This is a genomic window from Streptomyces sp. NBC_00377, from assembly GCF_036075115.1.
Lineage (GTDB): Bacteria > Actinomycetota > Actinomycetes > Streptomycetales > Streptomycetaceae > Streptomyces.
On the sequence record NZ_CP107958.1, the window covers coordinates 3,468,415 to 3,487,540 of the forward strand.

Consider the following 19,126-nt stretch of genomic DNA (forward strand, 5'->3'; position numbering starts at 1 on the left):
GTCCCTGGGCCCAATCCCGGGCCCAGGGGTGAGTCCGTCGGAGTCTCATGAGGTCACCGCCGTGCCCAGCCACTTGGCCGCGGCCTCGGAGCGGCTGCTGCTGTGCAGCTTGGCGAAGATGCGGTTGATGTGGTTCTTGACCGTCTTCTCGCTGATGAAGCAGGTGGCGGCGATCTGCTGGTTGTTCATGCCCGACACGATGAGATCCATGATCTCCGCCTCCCTCGCGCTGAGTCGGAACCTCGCCCTGGATACCGGGGAAGAATGTCTCACAGTTGGTTGCAACTGCGAAAGCGCTTCCGCAGAAGTCAAGGAAAATAGGGGGGATGAGTCCACTTCTGCGTGTGCAGTCGCATCGCTCCGTAGATGTGCCAGCACCGCTGTCGCCGCAGTCGGGGTGAAGTGGGCCCGGCCCCGGGTCACGTCCCGCACCGCCGACACCAGTTCCTCCACGGTGAACTCCCCGTGGACCAGGTAGCCTCCGGCCCCGCCGCGCAGAGCCGCCCGGACGATCTCGGGCTCATGGCTGTACGTCAGCATCACGACGCGGGCGAGGGCCGCCAGGTGGGGCAGCGCGGAGAGGCCGTCCACGCCCGGCATGCGGACGTCCAGGAGGACGACGTCGGGGCGGTGGCGGAGAGCGGCCTCGCAGGCCTCGCGGCCGTCCGCCGCCTCCGCGACGACCGTGATGTCGTCCCGGCCCGAGAGGAGGGCGGTCAGGCCCGCGCGGACCACCGGGTTGTCGTCGGCCACGATCACGCGCACGGGGGAAGGACGGGGCGCCGGGGGGAAGACCGGCTGTTCGGCGCCGGGGCGGTGGGGCGGTCGGTCCGGCATCAGACGACCTCCTCTCCGAAGGGCCGGGTCAGGGGCAGTTCGAGGCGCACCTCGGTGCCCCGGGAGTCCTGGCCGTGTCCGATGCGGATACGGGCGCCGACCGCGGCGGCCCGCTCGGCCATGCCCACCAGGCCGAAGTGGCCGCTGCGGCGCAGCTGTTCGAGGGTGGCGCCGGGTGGGAGGCCGGGACCGTCGTCGCGGACGCTCAGGGTGAGGAGTTCGCCGTTCACGGCCGCTCGGACCTCCACGTGGGACGGGGCCGCGTGGCGGTGGGCGTTCTCCATCGCCTCCGAGGTGATCGTGAGGAGCTGACGGGCCACCGCGGGCGGGACGGGGAGCGTGGCGCGGTCACCGGAGACGCGATAGCTGACCGGCAGGCCGGTCCGCCCCTCGAAACCACGGGCGTTCGCGGCGAGTTCGGGCAGGAGGTCGACGACCTGCGCCGGGTCGGACTCACGCCGCAGGTCGGTGAGGAGTTCGCGGGACTCGGCGGCGGCCCGGCGCGCGGCCCGGGCGACCAGTTCGGCGTGTTGCCGCACGATGACCGGGTCCATGCCCGGCGAGCCCGCCGAGTGGGCCAGGGCGTCCGCCGCGAGGGCCACCCCGTGCAGTGTCTTGGCCACGGAGTCGTGCATCTCCCGGGCCAGCCGGGCGCGTTCGGCGGCGACCGCCTCGGTGCCGGCCAGCCGGGCCTTGACGGAGGTCAGAGCCTGCGTGGCCGCGCCGAAGCGGAGCATGAGATGGCGCAGCGAGGAGCCCATCGCGCCGGTGACGACGCACAGGCCCGGCAGCAGCAGTCGCTCGGCGGGGCTGACGCCGATCTCCCGCACGAGGGTCGCGTGGACCAGCAGCAGGATCAGCGACTGAAGGGACGCGAAGCAGGCGGCGCCCCGCCAGCCGTAGACGATGCCGGCCAGCAGCGGGGTGCAGACGCTGACGTAGGCGAGCGTGGTGTCCGGCCCCGCCGAGATCAGCAGGAGGGTGCCGAACAGCGTGTCCACGGCCAGGAGGGAGGGGTGGCGCAGGAGGAGGGGGCCGAAGCGTTCCCAGTCGCGGAAGAGGACGTAGGAGCCCATGAAGGTGACGACCACGGCGGCGCCGACCAGACGGGTGCCCAGGCCCGGGGCGGCGTTGAGGAGCGCGGCGGGGGTGGCGAGCGCGATCATGGCCAGACGGAACCCGAACACCTGCCGGCACATCGCCTGAAGCGCGTTGACCTGGAGGGAGACGTCCTCCTGGATCGGCACCCCGGTGACTGCGCCACCCGCCAGGACCGAGGCTTCCACCGGGACCGGGGCGGGGGCCCCCACCGGAACAGTCACCTCGGGACCCGTGGGCCCGGCACCTGTGGACTCGGAACTGGCAGACCCGGGGCGGCTGAACCCGGAACCCGCGGACCCGGAACCGGCAGACCCGGAACCCGCGGACCCGGAACCGGCAGACCCGGAACCGGTGGACCCGGAACCGGTGGCCGTCGGGGCGGGGCCGGCCGGTGTCACCGGTTGCTGCTGTTCCCGGCGGCGGCGCCTCAGTACCGCTCCGCGCGCCCGTGTCGTCGCCGTGGTCATGGCTGTCATGTCGTCCGCCTAGTCGCCCGTGATCGAGCTGAAGTCCGTGCCGGAGCCGAGCAGCATCCCTGCGCCGAGGAGAAGCATCGTCGCCGGGACCATGAACGTCGTGATCATCAGCGTGGCCTTGGGGACCGCCCGGGCCGCCTTGCGGCGCGCGTTCTGCGCGTCGGTGCGGCGCATGTCCTTGGCGATCGAGACGAGCGTGTCGACGATCGGCGCGCCGAGCTCCTCGCCCTGCTGGAGTGCCGTGACGAACATGGCGACCTGCTCGGAGTCGTTGCGCCGGCGCAGCTCCTGGAAGGCCTCGCGGCGGCTCACGCCCAGGTCCATCTGACGCAGGGTGATGCGGATCTCGTCCGCCCAGGGCCCCTCGTACCTGGACGCCACCCGGTCGAGGGCCTGCCGGAAGCCGAGGCCCGCGCTCACGACCACCGCGAGCACGTCGAGGAAGTCGGGCAGGGTCCGTTCGATGGCGTCCTTGCGGACCCGGATCGCGGACCAGATGCCGACCTCGGACCAGAACACGCCGAAGGCCAGCATGAGCAGCGCGACGAAGAAGCTGCCCTGGAGCAGCGCGGCGAACGCGCCGAGGGCGCCGATGGCGCCGTAGACCGCCCGCCGGGCCGCGTAGCGGTCGATCGTCAGACCGCCGGGGTTGCCCGCGAGGTCGATCCTGCGCCGGTAGCGGGTGACCTGCCTGGGGCCCATCAGGCGCAGGACGGCGGGGGCGTACCGCATGCCCATGCGGTCGATGAGCGAGCCGACGGCACTCGTACGGGTCGAGCCGACCTCCAGGGCCAGCGCGAGGTCGGTGGGCAGCTTCACCTCGGCCCGGTACATGCGGATGCCGGCGAACATGCCCCAGACACTGAGACCCACGGCGAGTGCGAGCAGAAGTTCCATCCCCTGTGCCACCTCCTGCTCAGACGTCGATACGGGACATGCGGCGGATGAGGACGAAGCCGACCGCGTAGAGACCGAACGCGATGATCACGCACGCCTGGCCGACCGCCGATCCGGTCATGCGGTCCAGCGTTCCGTCCTCGACGCTGTTCATGAGGAACAACGCCCCCACCCCGAGCGCCGGCACCGCGTAGGACGTCATGTTCACCTGCGACAGCTGGGTCCGCACCTCACGCCGGGTCTCCTTGCGCTCCTCCAGCGTCTCGGTCAGGTTCCGCAGGGCCCCGACGACCTGGCCGCCCGCGCGGTTGGAGAGGACGAGGGTGGTGACGAGGACGACCAGTTCACGGGAGGGAAGGCGGTCGGCGAGTTCACCGAGGGCGTCGTCCATGGAGTGGCCCACCGCCAACTGGTTGGCCACCTTGGCCAGTTCCTCGCCCGCCGGGGCCTCCAGCTCCTCCGCCGCCATGCCGATCGCGGTGCGCAGCGCGAGGCCGGCGTGGGTGGCGTTGGCCAGGATGCGGGCGAGTTCCGGGAGTTGGTTGATGAACCTCTCGATGCGTTTCTGGCGCTGCCAGTTGAGGAACTGCCAGGCCGCCCAGACGCCCAGGAGGCCGGCGATCGGGCCGAAGAAGGGGGCCAGGGTGGCCTGGCCGATCAGCCACAGGCCGGTCACCGCCGCCAGCATGTAGACGAAGAACTCGCCGGGTGTCACGTCCAGGCCGGTCGCCGCCAGTTTCCGTTCCAGCTTGCGGCCCGTTTCCGTGCGGCGCAGCCGGCGGTCCAGGGTGCGGAACCGGCGTCCGCGGCCGGTGTCGGGGAGCCCGCCGGTGCGGGTGAGCCGTTCCACCAGCTCCGCCCGTCGGGCCCGGCCCTGTCCGTAGGCGTGCAGGCCAGCGACGGCCAGGGCGCAGGTCAGCGCGGTCACGCCGGTGGTGAGGGCGATCAGGGTGTCGAGGTCCATCGGCGTCACCGGGCTTCCCTTGTCGTCAGTTCGTGTGCCGCGTGCGCCACCCCGAACGCCTGGGGGATCGGCTGGCCGGCCATGTACAGCCGGTCCGCGGTGCGGCGCGTGAGGGGGAAGTACTCGAAGACGCCGTGGACGCGGCCGTCGGCGGACATCGGCCGGGCGTCGAAGCGGGCGATCGTCGCCAGCCGGTAGGGCTCTCCGCCGTGGCTGTCGAGGAGGGCTATCTCGGTGATGCGGCGGGCGCCGTCGGCGAAGCGGGTGAGCTGGACGACGACGTCCACCGCGCTGTTGATCTGGTCGTGCAGCGCGACGAAGGGGATCTCCACGTCCGACATCGAGGCGAGGGTCTGGAGGCGCATCAGGGCGTCCTCCGCGCTGTTGGCGTGGACCGTGGCCAGGGAGCCGTCATGGCCGGTCGACATCGCCTGGAGCATGTCGAGGGACTCGCCGCCGCGGACCTCGCCGACCACGATCCGGTCCGGCCGCATCCGCAGGGAGTTGCGGACCAGGTCGCGGATGGTGATGCGGCCGTTGCCCTCGACGTTCGGGGGCCGGGACTCCAGGCGGATGACGTGCGACTGCTGGAGCTGGAGTTCCGCCGAGTCCTCGATGGTGATGATGCGTTCGCCGTCCGGGATCAGACCGGAGAGGGCGTTCAGCAGGGTCGTCTTGCCGGTGCCCGTGGCGCCCGAGACGATCACGTTGAACTTGGCCTGCACCAGGCCGGCCAGCAGGTACAGCATCTGCTCGTCCAGCGAGCCGAAGCCGATCAGCTCGTGCAGGGTGAAGGAGCGCGGGAAGCGGCGGATGGTGAGGGTGGGGCCGGTCAGCGACAGGGGCGGGATGATGACGTTGACCCGTTCGCCCGACGGCAGCCGTGCGTCGACCATCGGGTTCGTCTCGTCGACCCGGCGGTTGACGGTGGAGACGATGCGCTCGATGGTCTGCATCAGCTGGTCGTTCGAGGCGAAGCGGAGGGGGAGCTGCTCCACCCGGCCACCCCGTTCGACGAAGATCGCGTCGGGGCCGTTCACCATGATCTCGGTGATCGAGGCGTCCTCGAGGAGCGGCTCCAGGATGCCCAGGCCGAGTGCCTCGTCGACGACGCGGCGGATCAGCTGGGAGCGCTCCGTCGTCGACAGGACGGGCCCCTCGCGGCTGATGATGTGCCCGAGCACCCGCTCCAGCCGCGCCCGGCGCTCGGCCGCCGCCAGCGAACTCATCTCGGCGAGGTCGATCTCCTCCAGCAGCTTGGCGCGGTAGGAGGAGACCAGGTGGCCGTCCTCGCCCCGGCCGCCGTTCTCCTCGGGTGAGGTGATGCGTGCCCGCAGGCTCATCGGATACCTCCGAGGAAACCCCGGCCTTCGGGCCGGGGAGGAATCGGACTCCTGCGGAGCAGGGCAGGGAGCTGGGGTTCGCCGCCAGGGCGGATCCGAGTGCTCTGACCCGCAGATTTGAGGGTAACCAGCAAGGGCGCTAGTTTGTGAGCGTGACCACGAAGCAGGTGAAGCGGGCGTTCAAGTACCGCTTCCGTCCGACGGACGCGCAGGCGGCTGAGCTGTCGCGCACCTTCGGATGCGTGCGGAAGGTCTACAACCTGGCGCTCGACGCCCGTACGCAGGCGTGGGTGCGGCAGGAGCGGGTCAACTACAACCAGACGTCCGCGATGCTCACCGCGTGGAAGAGGACGCAGGAGCTGGCCTACCTGGGTGAGGTGTCGTCGGTTCCGCTCCAGCAGGCGTTGCGGCACCTTCAGGTGGCGTTCACGAACTTCTTCGGCAAGCAGGCGCGGTACCCGCGTTTCAAGTCGAGGAAGAAGTCCCGCAGGAGCGCGGAGTACACCACCAGTGGTTTCCGCTTCCGTGAAGGGCGGCTGACTCTCGCGAAGATGGCTGAGCCGCTGGACATCGTGTGGTCGCGGCCTTTGCCGGAGGGGGCGCAGCCGTCCACGGTGACCGTGTCCCAGGACGCGGCGGGGCGCTGGTTCGTGTCGCTGCTCTGCGACGACACGATCCCACCCGCCCCGGCCACCACGAACGCGGTCGGTGTCGACGCGGGGATCACGTCCCTGCTGACGCTCTCCACCGGAGAGAAGATCACCAACCCCCGGCATGAGCGCAAGGACCGCACCCGGCTGGCCAAAGCCCAGCGGGAGCTGTCCCGCAAGGCCAGGGGCGACGGGGCCAACCGCGCCAAGGCGCGCCGGAAGGTCGCCCGTATCCATGCCCGGATCGCCGACCGGCGCCGGGACATCCTGCACAAGCTGACCACCCGGCTCGTCCGTGAGAACCAAACGGTCGTGATCGAGGACCTCACCGTCCGCAACATGGTCAGGAACCACCGCCTCGCGCGCGCGATCTCCGACGCCTCGTGGAGAGAGCTGCGGACGATGCTGGAGTACAAGACCGCCTGGTACGGGCGGGAACTCGTGGTCGTCGACCGCTTCTTCCCCAGCTCGAAACTGTGCGGTGCCTGCGGCACGGTCCGGGCGAAGCTGCCGCTGAACGTCCGTACCTGGACGTGCGAGTGCGGTGCGGTCCACGACCGGGACGTGAACGCGGCGAACAATCTTCTGGCCGCCGGGCTGGCGGTGTCTGTCTGTGGAGCTGGTGTAAGACCTCAACGGGAGTCCTCCCGGACGGGGCGGTCGGTGATGAAGCAGAAACCCCCACGGCGCGAGCCGTAGGAATCCCCCTCGTTCACGAGGGGGAGGAAGTCAAGTCGGATGCCCTTCCCTCCTAGTGGTGGTCGACCGGCATCGTGGCCGTCTTGTGCGCCTCGGACTCCCCGAAGCCGGGGATGACGGACGGGATGGTGACGGTGGAGGTGACGCGGACCTCGTCGCCGAGGTACGCGGCCGAGCAGGTCGCGTGCAGCCAACTGCTGGCCGCCTGCGCGCAGTCCCCGGTGTAGTCCTCGCGCAGCGACGCGCTGCGCGCCCCCGCGCGTGCCGCCGTGCCCGCCTGCTGCGCCGCGTACGCGATCAGGCCGAGCTGTACGGCCGCCAGGGCGACCAGGAGGAGGAGCGGCAGGAACCCGAGGTACTCCAGGGCCACCTGGCCCCGGTCGCCGCCGCCCGCGGGGCTGCGCTCGCGCCTGCCCCGTCTTCCGCCCATGCCCCTGCTCCGGCGCCTGCGCCACGGCATCTCAGTCGTCCTCCTCCTCGACCGCGCCCGCGTGGGCGTGCACGGTGAACGGGAAGTTGACGGTGCCGGGGAAGAGGACCGGGACCTCGAGCGAGACGTCCGCCGTCACATAGCCCGAGGACGAGCAGGTCACCGTCGCCCCGGACGCCCACGCGTCCGACAGCTTCGCCCTGCCCGCCTGTTCGCACACTGCCTGCCGCTCCCCCCGGTGCGCCGCCGCGCCGGCCCGCACCGCCTCGTCGGCAGCATTCCCCGCGAGCGTGAACGTGTACCCCACGAGGACGAACTGCCACACCACCACCAGGGTCACGATGATCAGCGGTGTCATGCCGAGGAACTCGATGGTGACCTGGCCCCGGTCCCCTGTCCGTTGCCGCCGCACGCCGCTCACTCCCTCCGCCGCCGGAACCCGGCCGCGCCCCGGTCCCCGCCGCGGGCCCGTCCGCCCGCCCTGCGCACGAGGGCGGTCTCCGGCGCCTTGACCAGTCCCAGCTCTCCCGCGAGCGCCCAGAGGGCCTGCCGGACGGCTCCCCTGGCGTCGAGGTCGTGCACGCGGCCGGCGTCCACCGCGGCCTGGAGTTCCCGGAAGTTGGCGGGGACCGTGGTCGCGGCGATCGCCGTGCCGGTGATCTTCTGGATGAGCGGCGGCTGGATCTCCGTACTGCGGGTGTGGCGGTTGACGACGACGGTCGTCTCCTCGGCCTTGCGGATCTGGAGCCGGTCCCACATGCGCACGGTGCGTTTGGCGCCGCGGACGGCGACGACGTCGGGAGTGGTCACCAGCAGGGCCCGCTCGGCCAGTTCGACGGCGGCCGCGCCCGCGCCGCTCAGCTGGGCGCCGCAGTCGACGACGACGACCTCGTAGCGGGAGCGCAGGGCGCCGATGATCTGACGGGCGGCCCGGTCGGTGACCTCCTCGCCGCGTTCGCCCTCGCCGGGGGCGAGGAGGAGGGCCACTCCGCTGTCGTGGCGGAAGACGGCCTCGGCGAGGATGCGGGGCGAGAGGTCGGTGATGGCCGCCAGGTCGACGACCGAGCGGCGGAACTGGACGTCCAGGTAGGAGGCGACGTCGCCGGACTGGAGGTCGAGGTCGACGAGGGCGGTGGTGCGGCCGGACGCCTGGGCGGCCAGCGCGAGCTGGACGGCCGTGAGGGTGGCGCCCACGCCTCCCTTGGCGCCGCTGACCGTGACGACGGTGCCGCCGACTCCGGTGAACACGTCGGCACCGTGGCCGAGATGGCGGCGTACGCCGACCGACCACTGGGCGACGGCCTGGACGCGGGTCGCGAGATCCTCGTAGCTCAGCGGGAGGGTGACCAGGCCGCGGGCGCCGGAGTCCATGGCGGCGGCGAAGAGACCGGGTCCGACGTCGGTGGTGACCAGGATGACGCCGACCGCGGGAAAGCGCAGGGCGACCTCCCGGACCAGCTCCAGCGCCGGGACGGGGCCGATGCGTTCGTGGACGACGACGACCTCGGGCAGTTCGTCGACCGACTCGGCGGCCAGCCGGGCGAGGGTGTCCACGAGCTGGGTGGAGTCGGACACCGGGGTGACCGGTTCGGCGTCCGGGAGCTGGCTGAGCAGGGTGGTGAGGGAACGGACCGCGTCCGCGTCGCCGACGGCCGGGAGGATCCTCGTGGGCATGGGCGGCGGCCTCTCACTTGTCCGTGACGAGTTCGTAGGTACGGTCCTTGTCGGGGACCGTGGTGTCGCCGCCGGGTGCGACGAGGGCGAGGCGGACCCGCTTGGCGAAGGACTCGGCGTACGTGATGCGCTGGGCGTCCAGGGTGGACAGCGCGAAGGTGATGGGGACCGCGTCGGTGACCGAGCGGTTCCGGTCCTTCTCGTCGGGCTCGAGGGCGGTGATCCGGCCGACGTCGAGGACCCTGGCGTTGATCACGATGATCTTCGACTGGTCGGGGTCGCTGTCGCGGGCGCCCTCGAAGGTGGCGTAGACGTTGACCGAGGACCCCGGGGTGATCTTGCCGGCCACGCCGGTGGCCGCGTCGATCATGATGGCGACCTCCTGCTGGCCCGGCTGGAGCGCGGGCTGTTCGACGATCATGTCGCTCTGGAGCAGGGAGCCCTTCTTCAGCGTCGTCACGGCGATCTTTCCGCGTATGGCGGCGAGGTCCGTGACGGCGTTCTGCGACAGCCAGCGCTCGGGCATCCGGATCTTCTTGAACTGGCCCGCGTTCAGGGTGGTGTAGGGCAGCACGTCGGAACGCAGCTCGTACGCGGTGACCTCGGGGCCGACCTTGGACTTCACGTCGTCGACGACGGAGAGGACGCCTGCGAACGCGCCGAGGGCGCACAGGACCGACAGGAGCAGGAGAATCACGCCGCGGCGCTGACGGGAGTTCATGAACCGTGCAACCTCGTTGGGGGTCGGGTCGAGCGGACGGGAACGGGCGTACGGGTCGGGCTGTCTCAGCCGCCCGCGGTGAGCGCGCGGGCGGCGGGACGGGCGGTGAGGTCGGAGGCGGGCGGCGGGGTCGCGGAGCAGAAGACGCAGCGGTCGCCGATGACGTCGATGCCGCACCAGTGGCAGACGCTCTGCCGGACGGACGTGACCAGCTGGTAGAGGACGGACAGGTCGGGCAGGTAGGCGCAGAACTCGATCGCCTTGCCGGTGCCCCACCAGTGCGCGGACTCGGCGGGCAGTTGCGTCTCGCGCCGCCCCTGGACCTTCCAGGCGGGAGCGAGGACGTCGGTGACCCAGTCGGACTGGAACTGCCCGCGGGCGACGAGCAGCCAGGTGCCGAACTCCGGGCCGGGCAGGGCCGTCTGCGGGGTGGCCCTGACGAGTTCCGGCTGGGGGTGGGCGAGCACACCGAACTGACTGCCCGGGACCCACGACCTGGCATGCGACTTCAGGCCGACCACGGGCACCCGGTCGAGGCGGGCGACCGAGCCGAGGAGCGCGCCCGCGTGGAGGTAGTGGGTGAGCAGCCGGCCCGCGGAGGCGAGAACGCCGGGGCCGAGGTCGCAGGAGGCCAGCTGGCGCAGCTGGCGGGCGAGGACGGCCACCGCGAGCGGGGGGAGATCGGGCCGGAACAGCGCGATGCGGTCGCTCTCCAGGAGGGAGCGGATGGTGTGCAGTCGCCGCTCCACGGCGGTGGGCACGGCCCGCGAGTACAGGACGATCACATGGCCGTACTGGTCGAGCAGCGCCTGGACGGCGGCGAGGGCCTGCTCCAGCGGCTGCTGGTCGAGGCCCGCCAGAACGGCGGCGGGCAGGGTGCGCTCGTCCTGCGGCGGCAGCGCCAGGTCGGCTCCGGTCACGGCAATGGCTGTTGGCACGCGCAGCTCCCCGATTCCCGCGGTCCGGCCCACCGGCGTTACTCCGGCGCGCCGGGGTGACTTCATTGCGTGACTACCTCAGCACTGTATCCACGCCCCTGTGGCCGGAGAACAGCTTTCCGTGACTGGCAAGCAACTCTTCCTCCCGCAAGTCACGTCAAATCGGGGCAGGTCAGGCGCACTTCACTTCCACCGCCCCTCCACAACCGAACCTCTTGACAACAGAATTGGTCTGGACCAACTTACTGTCATGTCCCCACTCAAACGAACGACACGACTCTGGTCGGGAGCCGCGGGCGTCATGGCCGCCGCCCTCGCCCTGTCCATGACGGGCGCGGCTCAGGCGTCCGCCGCGGACCTGAACAACGCCAAGAACGCCGGCTTCGAGTCCGGCCTCGCCGCCTGGACCTGTTCGGCGGGCAGCGGTACGACCGTCCCGTCACCGGCGCACACCGGCGCGGCGGCGCTGAAGGCGACGCCCGCCGGCCAGGACAACGCCCGGTGCGCCCAGACCGTGGCCGTGAAGCCCAACTCGACGTACACGCTGAGCGCGTGGGTCCAGGGCGGCTACACCTACCTGGGCGTGACCGGCACGGGCACCACGGACGTCTCGACCTGGACCCCGGACTCGCCGGCCTGGAAGCAGCTGTCGACCACCTTCACCACGGGCGCCTCGACCACTTCGGTGACGGTGTACACGCATGGCTGGTACGGCCAGGCGGCGTACTACGCGGACGACGTGTCGGTGTACGGCCCCGACGGCGGCGGAGGCGGCGACCCGGCCCCGACGGTCCCCGGCGCGCCGGGCGGCCTGACCGTCTCCGGCACGACGTCGTCGTCCGTGTCCCTCTCCTGGAACGCGGTGTCCGGCGCGACGGGCTACGCCGTCTACCGCGGCGGCACGAAGGTGACGGCGGTGACGGGGACTTCGGCGACCGTGACCGGACTCGCCGCGTCGACCGCGTACAGCTTCCAGGTCACGGCGACCAACGCGGCGGGCGAGTCGGTGAAGTCGACGGCGGTGACCGCGACGACGACCACGGGCGGCACCGGGGGCGGGACACTGCCCAAGCACGCGGTGACGGGCTACTGGCAGAACTTCAACAACGGCGCGACCGTCCAGCGGATCTCCGGCGTCTCCTCCCAGTACGACATCATCGCCGTGGCCTTCGCCGACGCGACGACGACCCCGGGCGCCGTGACCTTCAACCTGGACTCGGCGGGCCTGGGCGGCTACACGGTCGACCAGTTCAAGGCGGACATCAGGGCGAAGCAGGCGGCCGGCAAGAAGGTCATCGTCTCGGTGGGCGGCCAGAACGGCACCGTGTCGGTGAGCGACCCGACGTCCGCGGCCAACTTCGCGAACTCGGTGTACGCCCTCATGCAGACGTACGGCTTCGACGGCGTCGACATCGACCTGGAGAACGGCCTGAACGCGACGTACATGTCGCAGGCGCTGCGGTCCCTGTCGTCGAAGGCGGGATCGGGGCTGGTCCTCACGATGGCCCCGCAGACGATCGACATGCAGTCCACGTCGAACGGGTACTTCCAGACGGCACTGAACGTGAAGGACATCCTCACGGTCGTCAACATGCAGTACTACAACAGCGGTTCGATGCTGGGCTGCGACGGCAAGGTGTACTCGCAGGGCTCGGTGGACTTCCTGACGGCGCTGGCCTGCATCCAGTTGCAGGGCGGCCTCTCCCCCTCCCAGGTGGGACTGGGCCTGCCGGCCTCCACGAGCGGCGCGGGCAGCGGATACGTGTCGCCCGCGGTGGTCAACAACGCCCTGGACTGCCTCACCAAGGGCACCGGCTGCGGCTCCTTCAAACCGTCGAAGACCTACCCCGATCTGCGGGGCGCGATGACCTGGTCGACGAACTGGGACGCGGCGGCGGGCAACGCCTGGTCGAACGCGGTGGGCCCGCATGTGCACGGACTGCCGTAACCCGGCGGCCGTGCCGGGTCACGCGTGACGGGTGACGGGTGACGGAGGGCGTCGCTCCACGGCACGACCGTGGGCGGCGCCCTTCCACGCGTCCACGCATCCGTGCGCCGTGCGCCACGCACCGTGCGCCCAGGCGTCCGTGCGTCCGCCGTCCCTTACCCCGTCGGCCGGTAGTACCCGAGCACCCAGGCCAACTGGGCGAACCAGCCCCGCATCCGCTCCCTCGGCTTCGCCGTCACCACGCATTCGTAGACCCTGCCGTCCACATGCACGACGGCGACCATGAGCGCCTTGCCGTCGGGGCTCGCCTTGTAGTGGACGCTCCGGATCTCGGGCCAGGGGAAGTCGACCGTGATGTCGTACATCTCGAAGGCGACGCCCGACGCGTCGACCACGACCGAGTTGCGCTTGTCGACCGCGAGGAACTCCGGGCCGGACGGCGGCGGGGCCGCCTGCGGGGCGTACTGCGGGGCGAACTGCGGCGGGGGCGGGCCGAAGCCCTGCGGAGGGTACGGCGGCGGCTGGTCTGTCACAGCGGAAACGTACCCCCGCGGCCCCTGTGCGCCCACTTCCGGTTTTCCCTGAAACATTTCCCGCCCCTCACCGCATTAGTGAGGTGAGGACGACAGCGGAACCGACGCAGGGGGAACACTCATGAGGCAGGCCGCCCGCGCGGACCAGTACGCCGAGTTCGCGGCGGCGCGGGCCGGGCATCTGTACCGGTCGGCGTGTCTGCTCACCGCCGGGGACACACACCTCGCCGAGGATCTGGTTCAGGAGACCCTCGGCAGGCTGTACGTCCGCTGGGGGCGGGTGTCCAGGGTCGAGAACCCGGCCGGGTACGCGCAGACCGTCCTCACCCGCACCTTCCTCACCCATCAAAGACGGCGCAGCAGCAGGGAGCGGGCGGTCGACACGCTTCCCGACCTGGCCGACGGCGCGGCCACCGACACCCCGCTCCGGCTGACGCTGCTCCAGGCGCTCGGGCGGCTGCCCGCCAAAGACCGGGCGGTCGTCATCCTGCGGTACTGGGAGGACCGCTCGATCGAGGAGACCGCCGACGCGCTGAACGCCACCTCGGCGGCGGTGCGGACGCGGTGCTCGCGGGCGCTGGGGCGCCTGCGGGACCTGCTGGGCGAGGACATCGGCACCTACGCACGCCCCTGAGACGGACCCTGATCCAGCCCCCGACCGGCACGGACCGGCCCCGGGACACTCCGTCCGGCCGTCCGGCCCCCTCACTTCGACTTCCCTCCAAGCTCGTGGAAACGGTGGTTCACCATGCCCGCAGACCAGCACGGCGATCCCTTCGAGGCCCGCCTCTCCGCCGCCCTGCATCAGGCGGGCGGCGCCTTCGACTCCCCCCGTACCGGCCTGTCCACCGCCGGGGCGGCGCGTGGCCGGCGGATGCAGTTGCAGCGCCGCGCAACGATCGCGGGGGGAGCGGCGGGGATCGCCCTCGTCGGGGTGAGCGGGGCACTGCTCGTGCCGTGGGACGGTACGCCCGCCCCACGGCCCTCCTCCGTCGCCGCGACCGGATCCAGTTCCGGGGCCAAGGCGTCCTACTCCGCCGACGACGTGGTCCGCACCCTGAAGAAGCTGCTTCCCGAGGGGAAGTTCAGCCGGACGGAGGCGCGCGGCACGGACGGGAAGCTGCCGCCGCTCGCCGTGGGCGTGTTCGACGACGGCAAGGGCGAGGGATCCATCTCGGTGGGGCTGGACCGGATGCCGGCGAACGAGGGCGAGCTGGATCCGTCCGCCCGGGTGATGCCCTGCGCGGACGGCGCGCAGTCGGGCCTCGACAGCTGCCGGACCGAGGTCCTGCCCGACGGGTCGGCGATCACCGTCTACCAGGGCTACGAGTATCCCGACCGCCGTGAGGACACCAAGGCGTGGGGGGCGGACCTGGTCACCCGGGCCGGGCAGCACGTGAGCGTCATCGAGTGGAACGCCGCGGCGGAGAAGGGCAAGCCGGTCACCCGTCCCGAACCGCCCCTGACCACAGCTCAGTTGAAGAAACTCGCCACGGCCTCCGAGTGGCGCCGGATCATCGCCGCCATGCCCGTGGAGAAGAGGCCGACCGCCCCGGCCGCCTCGTCCGCACGGCCCGCGGGGATGGCCGGCTGGCTGATCCTGCGCAAGCTCGCTCTGCTGCTGCCCAAGAACCTCGATCGCGTCTCGAACGGCAGCCAGGAGACCGAGTACGGCTACTTCGTCGTCGACGACGGCAAGGGCCGGAGCCTGGTCCAGGTCAACGTGCAGCCCGACATGTCCGACGTCGCCGACCAGCTGTACGGCTCCGGCTCCGAGACCCTGGACGACGGCACGCGGGTCGCCGTGAAGCAGGGGCCGGGCGAGAAAGGCGGGGCAGGAGTCGTGCAGTGGTCGGTCGACACCATGCGCAAGAACGGCATGCGCGTGCTCGTCACGGCCTTCAACACCCCCGAGCAGCACAAGGCGGCGACCCGCGCCGAGCCCGCGCTCACGATCGAGCAGCTGCGGACGATCGCGCTCAGCCCCCGCTGGGTGAGCCAAGAGGACTGACGGGGAACGCGGATGGACTGGCCCTCGGGCTCGGGTTCGGACGCCGGTACCGCTGCGGGGGAACCGGCGTCCGGGGGACCGGCCTCCGGAGACACGGCCTGCGGAAACCCTGCGGCCGAGGAGTGGCGCGGTCGGGACGCTCGCGCGGCGTGAGGCCGCCTGCCGTGTTCGACCGACCGGGTCGCGCGAGTGCGGATCGCCGTGGAGGGCTGCTCAGAAGAACTCCGACCACGGCTGGTCCCAGACCTGCTTCACGCACAGCACCAGGAACAGCAGCCCGGCCAGTGCCAGCATGGCGTTGCTCAGCGGTCCGTTGCGCCATCGGGTGGGCGTGCGGGAGGAGTTGAGCAGCCACAGCAGCGTCCCCGCGAGGAACGGCAGGAAGGCAGCGCCCAGCACGCCGTACAGGATGACCAGACGGAACGGCTGGCCCTGGAAGAGCAGCACGATCGGCGGGAAGGTCAGCCACAGCAGGTACGCGCGGAAGGGCCAGGAGCGCTCGCGCGCGCCCGAGGCGACCTCCGTCCCGGTGGCGTCGTCGTGACCCCGGTAGCGGGCCACGAAGTCGGCGAACATCAGACTGACGCCGTGCCAGACGCCGATCAGGGAGGTGAAGGAGGTGGCGAAGAAGCCGATCAGGAAGAACTTGGCCGTCGCCGTGCCGTACTCGGCCTCCAGGATGTCGGCCAGCTGGACGAGCCCCTTGTCACCGCTCGCGATCGCCACGTTCGCCGAGTGCAGCAGTTCCGCGCCGACGAAGAGCATGGCGACGACGAAGATGCCCGTCGTCACGTAGGCGACCCGGTTGTCGAGCCGCATCACCTTCATCCAGCCGGTGTTCGTCCAGCCCTTGGCGTTGACCCAGTAGCCGTACGCGGCGAGGGTGATCGTGCCGCCGACGCCGCCGATCAGGCCGAGGGTGTTGAGGACGGAGTCCTTCTCGTCCGGCAGGACCGGGAGGAGGCCCGCGAAGGCGTCGCCCAGGTTGGGGGTGACCCGGATCGCCAGGTACACCGTCACCACGAACATGACGCCCACGAGGACCGTCATGACCTTCTCGAAGACGGCGTATTTGTTGAACCAGACGAAGACCAGGCCCACCAGCCCGCACGCGACCGCCCAGGCCTTGAGGTCCATCACGTCCGGGAACAGCGCCTGGAGGGGCAGCGCGCTCGACGACATCGCCGCCGCGCCGTAGACGAAGCCCCAGACGACCACGTAGACGACGAAGAACCACGTCGTCCACCGGCCGAGGCTCGCCCAGCCGTCGAACAGGGTGCGGCCGGTGGAGAGGTGCCAGCGGCCTGCCGCCTCGGCCAGGGAGATCTTGACCAGGCAGCCGACGACCGCCGCCCAGAGCAGGGTGTAGCCGAAGTTGCTGCCGGCGATGAGGGTGGCCACCAGGTCGCCGGCGCCGACGCCGGTCGCCGCGACCACGATGCCGGGGCCGATGTACTTCCAACTGGACTTGCGGGGGGAGGTGTCGCTGTCGATGCCGGGTGGAGCCTCGGATTGTGTGGTGTTTCCCGTGGGGGGTCCCGTGGTGTCCGCCATGAAGGTCAAGAAAGCTCAAAGGGGCCGGTCCGGCAAGAGGGCGTACGTCATCTCCACCCGATGGGCTCACATCCGCACCGAACGGTCAATACCGGGCGACCGGCGCGTCCGTGGATACACTGCGCGGCCAGGTCGCCGGTCGATTTCCGCACGATTCCGGCCAACGGCCTTTTGTCGCGTCTTGACCTGCTCATGCCACACCTCGACGATGAGCGGCACCGCACCGCCGCACACAGCAAGCGCACAGCCCCCCACAACCCGGCTCCCCACGAGGAGAGTTCATGCGACTTCGCGTACGCGGCTCAGGCACCGGCGCCACGAGCGCCCGTAGCGGCAGACGGAGCACCGTCCTCGCCGCACTGCTCGCCCTCGCTCTCGCCGGACCGGTCTCGGCGACGGTCACCGACGCGGCGGCGGGCAGCGCCCCCAAGGCGGCTCCCTCCGCCGACGACATCCACCAGTACGAGATCCACATCCGCCACAGCACCCCCGAGACGCGCACCGCGATCGCCCGGTCCGGGGTGAGCGTCGACGAGGCCGACGAGGAGACCGTCGTCGTGTCCGGCCGCGCGGACCAGGTGCGCAAGCTGCGCTCACAGGGGTACGAGGTGTCCCTGCTGGGCTCGGCGCCGGACCGGGTCGCCGAGGGCGAGGTGCGGCTCTACGACTTCCCGTCCGCCGACTCCAAGTACCACAACTACGCCGAGATGACGGCGGAGATCGACCAGCGCATCGCCGCCTACCCGGGCATCATGAGCAAACGGGTCATCGGCAAGTCCTACCAGGGCCGCGACATCGTGGCCGTCAAGATCAGCGACAACGTCGCCACCGACGAGGCCGAGCCGGAGGTGCTGTTCACCCACCACCAGCACGCCCGCGAGCACCTCACCGTGGAGATGGCGCTGTACCTCATCCGCGAGCTGGGCGCCGGCTACGGCTCCGACCCGCGCGTCACCAACATGGTCAACGGCCGCGAGATCTGGATCGTCCCCGACCTGAACCCGGACGGCGGCGAGTACGACGTGGCGACCGGCTCCTACCGCTCCTGGCGCAAGAACCGGCAGCCCAACTCCGGTTCCTCGTACGTCGGTACGGACCTCAACCGGAACTGGAACTACAAGTTCGGCTGCTGCGGCGGATCTTCGGGGTCGACGTCCTCCGAGACCTACCGGGGCGCGTCCGCCGAGTCCGCGCCCGAGGTGAAGGTCGTCGCCGACTTCGTGCGCAGCCGGATCGTGGGCGGGAAGCAGCAGATCACCGCCGGGATCGACTTCCACACGTACAGCCAGCTGGTGCTGTGGCCCTTCGGCTGGACCACCGCGGACACCGCGACGGGGATGACCGCGGACGACAACGCCGCGTTCAAGGCCGTCGGGCAGAAGATGGCCGCGAGCAACGGGTACACCCCGGAGCAGTCGAGCGACCTGTACATCACCGACGGGTCGATCGACGACTATCTCTGGGGTACGCAGAAGATCTTCTCGTACACCTTCGAGATGTATCCGTCGTCCGCCTCGGGAGGCGGGTTCTACCCGCCCGACGAGATCATCGAGCGGGAGACCTCCCGTAACCGCGACGCGGTGCTCCAGCTTCTCGAGAACGCGGACTGCATGTACCGGTCCATCGGGAAGCAGAGCCAGTACTGCGCCTAGTCGGCGTCCTTGACGTCGGCGTCCTTGGACTCGGCGTCCTTGGACCCGGCGTCCTTGGACCCGGCGTCCTTGGACCCGGCGTCCTTGACGTCCGCGTCCTCGAGCTCGGCGATCCCGTCGGCCTCGACGGCCGTGTCCTCGGCGTCCGCTTCCCCTTCTTCGAAGTAGGCGTCGAGGACCGCGTCCAGCTGTTCCTCCCACTCCTTGAAGCGGGCCCTGGCCGTCGCCTCGATCTCGATCGGGTACCAGCGGCGGTCAGGGGTGTGCACCGTGATGGTGAACCGCTTGCCGAACCGCGGCGACTCGGTCTCTATCGCGCCGATCTCGTCCCAGCGGAACTCGCACGCCTCCTCGTCGAGGCGGAGCCGAACGCCCTTGGCGTCGGCGGCGATCCGGGCCCGGCGGTCGGCGGCCTCGAAGACCGGCCCCTCGGCGGGCTCGTCCGACGCGTCCTGCTCCTCGTCCGACGCGTCCGGTTCCTGCGGCGCCGCTGACTCCCCCTTCCGCTCCTCGGGCTCGACGGCGCCGACGCCGTCGTCCTCGGCCGGACTCGCGTCCTCCGGCTCCGCGGTCACGGGCGACGTGAGCCCGGGGATGAATGCCGGGTCGAACCCGGCGCCCTCCAGGGGCTGGCTGCTCGAACCTATGCGCTGCTCCACAGCGGGCAGTATGGTCGAAGATCCTGTGCCGGACACAGT

At 70.9% G+C, this 19,126-nt stretch carries 18 protein-coding genes; 5 read left to right on the forward strand and 13 right to left on the reverse strand.

Annotated elements, in window-relative coordinates:
* Positions 1 to 45: 45 nt before the first annotated feature.
* Genes OHS71_RS15495 through OHS71_RS15515 form a run of 5 tightly spaced genes read right to left on the reverse strand, consistent with a single transcriptional unit; the run spans position 46 to position 5,618 of the window.
* Positions 46 to 837, reverse strand: coding sequence for a response regulator transcription factor (locus tag OHS71_RS15495; protein ID WP_328479967.1), 792 nt, complete (start codon positions 835 to 837; stop codon positions 46 to 48).
* On the reverse strand, positions 837 to 2,405 hold the full coding sequence (locus OHS71_RS15500; RefSeq protein ID WP_443047165.1) for a sensor histidine kinase: 1,569 nt from the start codon (positions 2,403 to 2,405) through the stop codon (positions 837 to 839). Before OHS71_RS15500 ends, OHS71_RS15495 begins: the two co-directional genes overlap by 1 nt.
* An 18-nt stretch (positions 2,406 to 2,423) precedes the next feature.
* Positions 2,424 to 3,311 carry a DUF5936 domain-containing protein gene (locus tag OHS71_RS15505; RefSeq protein ID WP_328479969.1) on the reverse strand — a complete coding sequence of 296 codons (888 nt, stop codon included), beginning with the start codon at positions 3,309 to 3,311 and terminating at the stop codon, positions 2,424 to 2,426.
* Between the two features lie 19 nt (positions 3,312 to 3,330).
* Complete coding sequence (locus OHS71_RS15510; RefSeq protein ID WP_328484525.1) at positions 3,331 to 4,275, reverse strand: type II secretion system F family protein; 945 nt, start codon at positions 4,273 to 4,275, stop codon at positions 3,331 to 3,333.
* Positions 4,276 to 4,280: 5 nt separating this feature from the next.
* A complete protein-coding gene (locus OHS71_RS15515) occupies positions 4,281 to 5,618 on the reverse strand; it encodes a CpaF family protein (RefSeq protein ID WP_328479970.1) in 1,338 nt (445 codons plus the stop codon).
* 146 nt (positions 5,619 to 5,764) lie between these two features.
* Between OHS71_RS15515 and OHS71_RS15520 the strand changes: the two genes are divergently transcribed.
* Positions 5,765 to 6,967, forward strand: a complete 1,203-nt coding sequence (locus OHS71_RS15520) for an RNA-guided endonuclease InsQ/TnpB family protein (RefSeq protein WP_328479971.1) — start codon at positions 5,765 to 5,767, stop codon at positions 6,965 to 6,967.
* 52 nt (positions 6,968 to 7,019) lie between these two features.
* On the opposite strand, the gene OHS71_RS15525 is transcribed toward OHS71_RS15520, so the two are convergent.
* The 5 genes from OHS71_RS15525 to OHS71_RS15545 form a co-directional block, all read right to left on the reverse strand.
* The gene (locus OHS71_RS15525) at positions 7,020 to 7,397 is read right to left on the reverse strand and encodes a TadE/TadG family type IV pilus assembly protein (RefSeq protein ID WP_328479972.1); all 378 of its coding nucleotides are present in this window, start codon (positions 7,395 to 7,397) and stop codon (positions 7,020 to 7,022) included.
* Between the two features lie 31 nt (positions 7,398 to 7,428).
* Positions 7,429 to 7,818 carry a TadE/TadG family type IV pilus assembly protein gene (locus OHS71_RS15530; RefSeq protein ID WP_328479973.1) on the reverse strand — a complete coding sequence of 130 codons (390 nt, stop codon included), beginning with the start codon at positions 7,816 to 7,818 and terminating at the stop codon, positions 7,429 to 7,431.
* Positions 7,815 to 9,071 (reverse strand): AAA family ATPase, encoded by a 1,257-nt coding sequence (locus tag OHS71_RS15535; RefSeq protein ID WP_328479974.1) that lies wholly within the window; start codon positions 9,069 to 9,071, stop codon positions 7,815 to 7,817. Before OHS71_RS15535 ends, OHS71_RS15530 begins: the two co-directional genes overlap by 4 nt.
* Before the next feature lie 13 nt (positions 9,072 to 9,084).
* On the reverse strand, positions 9,085 to 9,792 hold the full coding sequence (gene cpaB, locus OHS71_RS15540) for a Flp pilus assembly protein CpaB (protein ID WP_328479975.1): 708 nt from the start codon (positions 9,790 to 9,792) through the stop codon (positions 9,085 to 9,087).
* 65 nt (positions 9,793 to 9,857) lie between these two features.
* The gene (locus OHS71_RS15545; protein WP_328479976.1) at positions 9,858 to 10,730 is read right to left on the reverse strand and encodes a hypothetical protein; all 873 of its coding nucleotides are present in this window, start codon (positions 10,728 to 10,730) and stop codon (positions 9,858 to 9,860) included.
* 250 nt (positions 10,731 to 10,980) lie between these two features.
* Here OHS71_RS15545 and OHS71_RS15550 point away from each other — a divergent pair, with 250 nt between their 5' ends.
* The gene (locus OHS71_RS15550) at positions 10,981 to 12,678 is read left to right on the forward strand and encodes a chitinase (RefSeq protein ID WP_328479977.1); all 1,698 of its coding nucleotides are present in this window, start codon (positions 10,981 to 10,983) and stop codon (positions 12,676 to 12,678) included.
* A 155-nt stretch (positions 12,679 to 12,833) separates the two neighbouring features.
* On the opposite strand, the gene OHS71_RS15555 is transcribed toward OHS71_RS15550, so the two are convergent.
* Positions 12,834 to 13,211, reverse strand: coding sequence for a hypothetical protein (locus tag OHS71_RS15555; RefSeq protein WP_328479978.1), 378 nt, complete (start codon positions 13,209 to 13,211; stop codon positions 12,834 to 12,836).
* Between the two features lie 121 nt (positions 13,212 to 13,332).
* Between OHS71_RS15555 and OHS71_RS15560 the strand changes: the two genes are divergently transcribed.
* Together OHS71_RS15560 and OHS71_RS15565 are read left to right on the forward strand one after the other, a co-directional pair.
* Positions 13,333 to 13,845: a SigE family RNA polymerase sigma factor gene (locus tag OHS71_RS15560; protein WP_328479979.1), complete on the forward strand. Its 513-nt coding sequence runs from the start codon at positions 13,333 to 13,335 to the stop codon at positions 13,843 to 13,845.
* Positions 13,846 to 13,959: 114 nt separating this feature from the next.
* A complete protein-coding gene (locus tag OHS71_RS15565) occupies positions 13,960 to 15,222 on the forward strand; it encodes a hypothetical protein (RefSeq protein ID WP_328479980.1) in 1,263 nt (420 codons plus the stop codon).
* Between the two features lie 213 nt (positions 15,223 to 15,435).
* On the opposite strand, the gene OHS71_RS15570 is transcribed toward OHS71_RS15565, so the two are convergent.
* Positions 15,436 to 16,776, reverse strand: coding sequence for an Nramp family divalent metal transporter (locus OHS71_RS15570; RefSeq protein ID WP_328479981.1), 1,341 nt, complete (start codon positions 16,774 to 16,776; stop codon positions 15,436 to 15,438).
* Positions 16,777 to 17,057: 281 nt separating this feature from the next.
* On the opposite strand from OHS71_RS15570, the gene OHS71_RS15575 reads away from it, so the two are divergent.
* On the forward strand, positions 17,058 to 18,428 hold the full coding sequence (locus OHS71_RS15575; protein ID WP_328479982.1) for a M14 family metallopeptidase: 1,371 nt from the start codon (positions 17,058 to 17,060) through the stop codon (positions 18,426 to 18,428).
* Here the strand turns inward: OHS71_RS15575 and OHS71_RS15580 are convergent.
* Positions 18,425 to 19,087, reverse strand: coding sequence for a hypothetical protein (locus tag OHS71_RS15580; protein ID WP_328479983.1), 663 nt, complete (start codon positions 19,085 to 19,087; stop codon positions 18,425 to 18,427). The genes OHS71_RS15575 and OHS71_RS15580 overlap by 4 nt on opposite strands.
* Between the last annotated feature and the right edge of the window lie 39 nt (positions 19,088 to 19,126).

Bases quoted from the DNA above. Each gene is read 5' to 3' on its own strand.
- OHS71_RS15500 (WP_443047165.1), bottom strand. From the start codon at position 2,405: ATGACCACGGCGACGACACGGGCGCGCGGAGCGGTACTGAGGCGCCGC.
- OHS71_RS15515 (WP_328479970.1), bottom strand. From the start codon at position 5,618: ATGAGCCTGCGGGCACGCATCACCTCACCCGAGGAGAACGGCGGCCGG.
- cpaB (WP_328479975.1), bottom strand. From the start codon at position 9,792: ATGAACTCCCGTCAGCGCCGCGGCGTGATTCTCCTGCTCCTGTCGGTC.
- OHS71_RS15565 (WP_328479980.1), top strand. From the start codon at position 13,960: ATGCCCGCAGACCAGCACGGCGATCCCTTCGAGGCCCGCCTCTCCGCC.
- OHS71_RS15510 (WP_328484525.1), bottom strand. From the start codon at position 4,275: ATGGACCTCGACACCCTGATCGCCCTCACCACCGGCGTGACCGCGCTG.
- OHS71_RS15570 (WP_328479981.1), bottom strand. From the start codon at position 16,776: ATGGCGGACACCACGGGACCCCCCACGGGAAACACCACACAATCCGAG.
- OHS71_RS15525 (WP_328479972.1), bottom strand. From the start codon at position 7,397: ATGGGCGGAAGACGGGGCAGGCGCGAGCGCAGCCCCGCGGGCGGCGGC.
- OHS71_RS15550 (WP_328479977.1), top strand. From the start codon at position 10,981: ATGTCCCCACTCAAACGAACGACACGACTCTGGTCGGGAGCCGCGGGC.
- OHS71_RS15505 (WP_328479969.1), bottom strand. From the start codon at position 3,311: ATGGAACTTCTGCTCGCACTCGCCGTGGGTCTCAGTGTCTGGGGCATG.
- OHS71_RS15560 (WP_328479979.1), top strand. From the start codon at position 13,333: ATGAGGCAGGCCGCCCGCGCGGACCAGTACGCCGAGTTCGCGGCGGCG.
- OHS71_RS15575 (WP_328479982.1), top strand. From the start codon at position 17,058: ATGCGACTTCGCGTACGCGGCTCAGGCACCGGCGCCACGAGCGCCCGT.
- OHS71_RS15495 (WP_328479967.1), bottom strand. From the start codon at position 837: ATGCCGGACCGACCGCCCCACCGCCCCGGCGCCGAACAGCCGGTCTTC.
- OHS71_RS15535 (WP_328479974.1), bottom strand. From the start codon at position 9,071: ATGCCCACGAGGATCCTCCCGGCCGTCGGCGACGCGGACGCGGTCCGT.